This window comes from Streptomyces sp. NPDC000878, assembly GCF_053599695.1.
The window spans coordinates 1-5,358 of record NZ_JBSFMT010000161.1; the positions used below are offsets into that span (position 1 = coordinate 1).

Here is a 5,358-nt window from a genome sequence, read left to right on the forward strand (position 1 = left end):
TGGCCGACGCCCGCACCCGCCACCACGCCTGGATCCGCACACACGGCACCGACCTGCCCGAGGTCACCGACTGGACCTGGACCGCCTGAACACCCCTGCCCTGCAAAGGAGTTCAACGCCATGACCGTACGCGTCGGCATCAACGGCTTCGGCCGTATCGGCCGCACCTACCTGCGGGCCGCCCTCGACCGCGCCGAGGAAGGCACCCAGGACGTCGAGGTGGTCGCCATCAACGACATCACCTCACCCGCCACTCTGGCCCACCTGCTGGAGTACGACTCGACGTTCGGCCGCATCGGACGCGACGTCCAGCACGACGACAGCTCCATCACCGTCGACGGACGGCGTATCACCGTCACCGCCGAACGCGATCCGGCCGCCCTGCGCTGGTCCGACTACGGCGCCGGCATCGTCGTCGAGGCCACCGGGCGGTTCCGTGACCGCGACTCCGCGGCCCTGCACCTGAAGGGCGGCGCCCACACCGTGCTGCTGTCGGCACCCGGCAAGGGCGTGGACGCCACCATCGTCATGGGCGTCAACGACCGGACCTACGACCGGCACCGCGACCGCATCGTCTCCGCCGCCTCCTGCACCACCAACTGCGTCGCCCCGATGGTGAAGGTCCTCGACGACGCCTTCGGTATCGAGCGCGGCATGATGACCACCATCCACGGCTACACCAACGACCAGTCCCTGCTCGACAGCCCCCACAAGGACCTGCGGAGGGCCCGCTCCGCCGCCCTCAGCATCATTCCCACCAGCACGGGCGCCGCCCGCGCCGTCGGCCTGGTGCTGCCCGAGCTGGCCGGGACACTGGACGGGATCGCCGTCCGGGTGCCCGTGGAGGACGGCTCGCTCACCGACCTCGCCGTCGTCCTCGCCCGTGAGGCGACCGCGGAGGAGATCAACGCGGTGTTCGAAGCCGCCGCGGACGGCTCGCTCAACGGCGTCCTGCGCGTCTCGAAGGCCCCGATCGTCTCCCGCGACGTCATCGGCGACCCCGCGTCCTGCGTCTTCGACCCGGCGCTGACCCAGGCCAACGGCACCCTGGCCAAGATCTTCGGCTGGTACGACAACGAGTGGGGCTACACCAACCGTCTCCTGGACCTGACGGCCCTCGTGGCGGACGACTGACGATTTCCGACCGCTCGTCGCAGCGGCGGAAGGGGGCCGGTCGGCGGTCGCGGAGGGGGGCCGACCGGCCCGGGGACGGCCCCGTGCAGCCCATGGGCCCGTCCTCCGTTCCGCCGGACGATCGAGGTATCGAAAGCCATGGAGGAGAGCTGCGATGACGGACGACCTGCTCGACCGGCCCACGGTCCACGCCCTGCTCGCGGACGGCACCACCGTGTGCATACGTCCGGTGCGGCCGGGTGACCACGACCAGCTGCGAGGGTTCTACGAAGAGATGTCGCCGGAGAACCTCCGCCTGCGCTTCTTCGCGGCGAGCCGGCGCTCGGCCGCCATGGCCGCCGACCGGGCCTGCGCCCCGGCCCACCCGGGCTACCGGGCCCTGCTGGCCGAGGTGGACGGCCGGGTGATCGGCATCGCCGAATACGGCACCGGCAAGGAGACGGACGGCACCGGGAAAGGCGGCGCGGAGATCTCCATCGCCGTCGCCGATGGCCTGCACCACAGGGGCGTGGGCACCCTGCTCGTCGAGCACCTGGTCTCGGCGGCGCGCGCGGAGGGCATCACCACCTTCACCGCCGACGCGCTCAGCGAGAACCACGAGGTGCTCCGCCTCTTCGCCGACCTCGGCCTGCGCACCTCCCGCCGCTTCGAGGGGCCCGAGGTGCGCTGCACCGTCCACCTGGACCAGGACGACACCTACCTGTCGGCCGTCGAGGCCCGCGGCCGTGCCGCCGACGTGGCCAGCCTGCTGCCTCTCCTGCGACCGTCCGTGGTCGCCGTGGTCGGCGCCGGACGCACGCCCGGATCGGTGGGCCGGGCCGTCCTGCACCACCTGCACTCGGGCGGCTTCACGCGTCGGCTCTTCGCCGTGAACCCCGGCGTCACCTCGGTGTTCGGTGTGCCGTCCCACCCGTCGGTCGCGGCGCTGCCGAAGACGCCCGACCTGGTGATCGTGGCCGTACCGGCCGCCGCGGTCCCGGCCGTGGCCGAGGAGTGCGGCCGGGCCGGGGTGCGTGCGCTCGTCGTCGTCACCGCCGGCCTCGACCACACCCAGGCGCAGGCCCTGCTGACCGCCTGCCGCACCTACGGCATACGACTCGTCGGCCCCAACTGCCTCGGCGTCTCCAACACCGACCCGGAGCTGAGCCTCGACGCGACCTTCGCCGCCGAGCACCCGCGCCCCGGCACCGCGGGCGTCGCCGTGCAGTCCGGCGGGGTCGGTATCGCCCTGCTCGACGGACTGTCCCGGCTGGGCATCGGCGTCTCCTCCTTCGTCTCCCTCGGTGACAAGTACGACGTCAGCGGCAACGACATGCTCCAGTGGTGGGAGAGCGACGGCCACACCGACCTGGCCCTGCTGCACCTGGAGTCCTTCGGCAACCCGCGCGCCTTCTCCCGCACCTCCCGGCGCGTGACGCGCCGCATCCCGGTGCTCACCGTCGACGCCGGCCGTACCGCCGCGGGCCGCAAGGCCGCCGCCTCGCACACCGCTGCCGCCGCCACCCGCACCATGACCCGCGGCGCGCTGTTCGCCCAGGCCGGCATCACCGCGACCCGCTCGGTCGGCGAACTCCTCGAAACGGCGGCCCTGCTGCACTCCCAGCCGCTGCCGGAAGGCAGCCGCGTCGCGATCGTCACCAACGCGGGCGGAGCGGGCGTCCTCACCGCCGACGCCTGCGCCGAGGCCGGGCTCGTCCTTCCCCCGTTCACCCCCACGATGATCGACGAGCTCCTCGCCGTGCTGCCGGACGGCGCCGCCATCGGCAATCCGATCGACGCCACGGCCGCGGTGTCCGAGGAACAGCTCACGGAGTGCGTCGACCGCCTGACCCGGTGCTCCGGCATCGACGCCGTCGTGGTGGCCCTAGTGCCGACGGCGGTCGCCGCCGCCACCGGTGACGACCTGGTGCGGGCCGTCACGGCGGCTCCCGGCCGACGGGCGCGGCCCGTGCTCGCCGTACGTCTGGAGCAGGACCGGTCCGTCCGACTGCTGCCCGCCGCGGACGGCGGCACGATCCCCTCCTACGCCGAACCGCAGGGGGCGGCCCGCGCGCTGGCGCACGCCGCGGAGCGTGCGGCCTGGCTCGCCCGGCCCGTCGGCGTCGTCCCCGACCTCGGCGACATCGAGACCGAGCGGGCGCGCACGGTCGTGGCGGAGTACCTGGCCGCGCGGCCCGACGGGGGCTGGCTCGATCCGCGTACCTGTGCCGACCTGCTCGCCTGCTACAGCATTCCGCAGATCCCGTGGGCGTGGGCCGAGACCGAGGACAAGGCCGTGTTGGCCGCCGAACGGCTGCGCGGCTTCGACGGCCGGGTGGTCATGAAGGCACACTGGCCCGGACTGCTCCACAAGACCCAGGAGCACGCCGTCCACCTCGACCTGCGCGGGGACTCCCAGGTCCGGGCCGCGTTCCGCGACCTGGAGACCCGCTTCGCGGGACTCATGACCGGTGTGGTCCTGCAGCCCCTCGCCGCCCGTGGCACCGAACTCTTCGCGGGCGTCGTCCAGGACGAGGTCTTCGGGCCGCTCGTCCTGTCCGGGCTCGGCGGCACGGCCACCGAGGTCCTCGCGGACCACGCCGCCCGCCTCGCCCCGCTCACCGACCGCGACGTCCACGACCTGATCACCTCGCCGCGGTGCGCCCCGCTGCTGCTGGGCGCGAACGGGAACACCCCCGTCGACCTCAAGGAACTGGAACAACTGCTCCTGCGGCTGTCCCGGATGGCGGCGGACCTGCCGCAGCTCGCCGAGGCCGACTTCAACCCCGTCCTGGCGACACCCGGCGGCGTCACCGTGCTCGACGCACGGATACGCCTGCTGCCGCGCCGCCCCCAGGACCCGTATCTGCGCCGGCTGCGCTGAGGAGGGAACGACCATGAGGCACAACAAGGTCGGCTCCGTGATGACCGCGGACGTCGTCCGCGCCGAGCACGGCACGCCGTTCAAGGAGGTGGCCCAACTGCTGGCCGCCCATCGGATCAGCGGACTGCCGGTGGTGGACGAGGACGACAAGGTCGTCGGGGTCCTGTCCGAAACGGACCTGATGATGCACCAGGCGACCACTCCGGACCCGTACGAGCCGAAGCACCGCGCGAGGCTCGCCGAACTGACCCCGGGGGCCAAGCGCCGGACCGCGAAGGGCAAGGCACGCACCGCCGGTGAGCTGATGACGCAGCCCCCCGTCACCGTGCATGCGGACGACACCATCGTCCAGGCCGCCCGCACCATGGTCCGGCGGCATGTGGAACGGCTTCCCGTCCTCGACGAGGAGGACCGGCTCGTCGGGATCGTCACCCGCCGCGACCTCCTCCAGGTCTTCCTGCGGCCCGACCAGGAGATCCGCACCGAGGTGATCGAGGAAGTCCTGGTGCGCGCGCTGTGGCTGGCGCCGCGCAGCGTCGAGGTCTCCGTGGTGGAAGGCGTCGTCACGCTGACCGGACACATGGAACGCAAGAGCGAGACGGAGATCGCCGTCGCCATGACCCGCCGGATCGACGGTGTGGTCGACGTGGTCGGCAAGCTCACCTACCGGCTGGACGACGCGGACCTGCGTGCCGAGGCACAGACACAGACACCGCACGGCGTGGCCGACGACTGGCTGCGCCGTGCGGTGAAAGGAGGCGGACCGTCATGACCGACACCGTGCTGGTCACCTACGGAACGACGAACGGAGCCACGGCGGAGATCGCCGAAGCCGTCGTCGACGTCCTGCGCAAGGACGGGCTGACCGCCGAGGCGCTTCCGGCCCGGTCCGTGACGGACGTGGCGCGGTACGACGCCGTCGTGGTCGGCGGCGGGCTCTACGCGGGCCGCTGGCACAAGGACGCGCGGCGGTTCGTCCGTCGGCACCGCGCCGTGCTCGCGGAGCGTCCGGTGTGGTTCTTCAGCAGCGGACCGCTCGACGCCTCGGCCTCCGAGCGTGACATCCCGCCGGTTCGCGGCGTGCGGCGGGCCATGATCCGGCTGGACGTCCGGGACCACGTCACCTTCGGAGGATGCCTGGAAGAAGGCGCCAAAGGGCGGATCGCGGGGATGATCCTCCGTTCCGGGAAGGGCGGCGACTTCCGGGACTTCGGCGTGATCGAGGCCTGGGCACAGGACATCGCCGTGGCGCTGAAGTCCGCGTAGGAGGGGCGGCGTACTCGCGAGCTGCTGCACACCTTGTCCATCCGGATTCCCGATGTGCGGGTGCCGCTCGCCAGTCTCTCCGGTGGGCAGCGGCA

4 protein-coding genes and 1 pseudogene are annotated in these 5,358 nt (G+C 72.5%); all 5 read left to right on the forward strand.

The features are described 5' to 3' along the window. Positions 1 to 120: 120 nt before the first annotated feature. Positions 121 to 1,134, forward strand: coding sequence for a type I glyceraldehyde-3-phosphate dehydrogenase (gene gap, locus ACWDR4_RS49660; protein ID WP_450418766.1), 1,014 nt, complete (start codon positions 121 to 123; stop codon positions 1,132 to 1,134). A 154-nt stretch (positions 1,135 to 1,288) separates the two neighbouring features. Beyond that, positions 1,289 to 3,997: a bifunctional acetate--CoA ligase family protein/GNAT family N-acetyltransferase gene (locus tag ACWDR4_RS49665; RefSeq protein ID WP_450418768.1), complete on the forward strand. Its 2,709-nt coding sequence runs from the start codon at positions 1,289 to 1,291 to the stop codon at positions 3,995 to 3,997. A gap of 13 nt (positions 3,998 to 4,010) precedes the next feature. Further along, the gene (locus ACWDR4_RS49670; RefSeq protein WP_450418769.1) at positions 4,011 to 4,769 is read left to right on the forward strand and encodes a CBS domain-containing protein; all 759 of its coding nucleotides are present in this window, start codon (positions 4,011 to 4,013) and stop codon (positions 4,767 to 4,769) included. Continuing rightward, entirely contained in the window at positions 4,766 to 5,263 is a 498-nt protein-coding gene (locus ACWDR4_RS49675) for a flavodoxin domain-containing protein (protein ID WP_450418770.1), read from the forward strand. Before ACWDR4_RS49670 ends, ACWDR4_RS49675 begins: the two co-directional genes overlap by 4 nt. 6 nt (positions 5,264 to 5,269) lie before the next feature. Further along, positions 5,270 to 5,358 (forward strand): annotated as a pseudogene (locus tag ACWDR4_RS49680) (sugar ABC transporter ATP-binding protein); the annotation flags it as partial.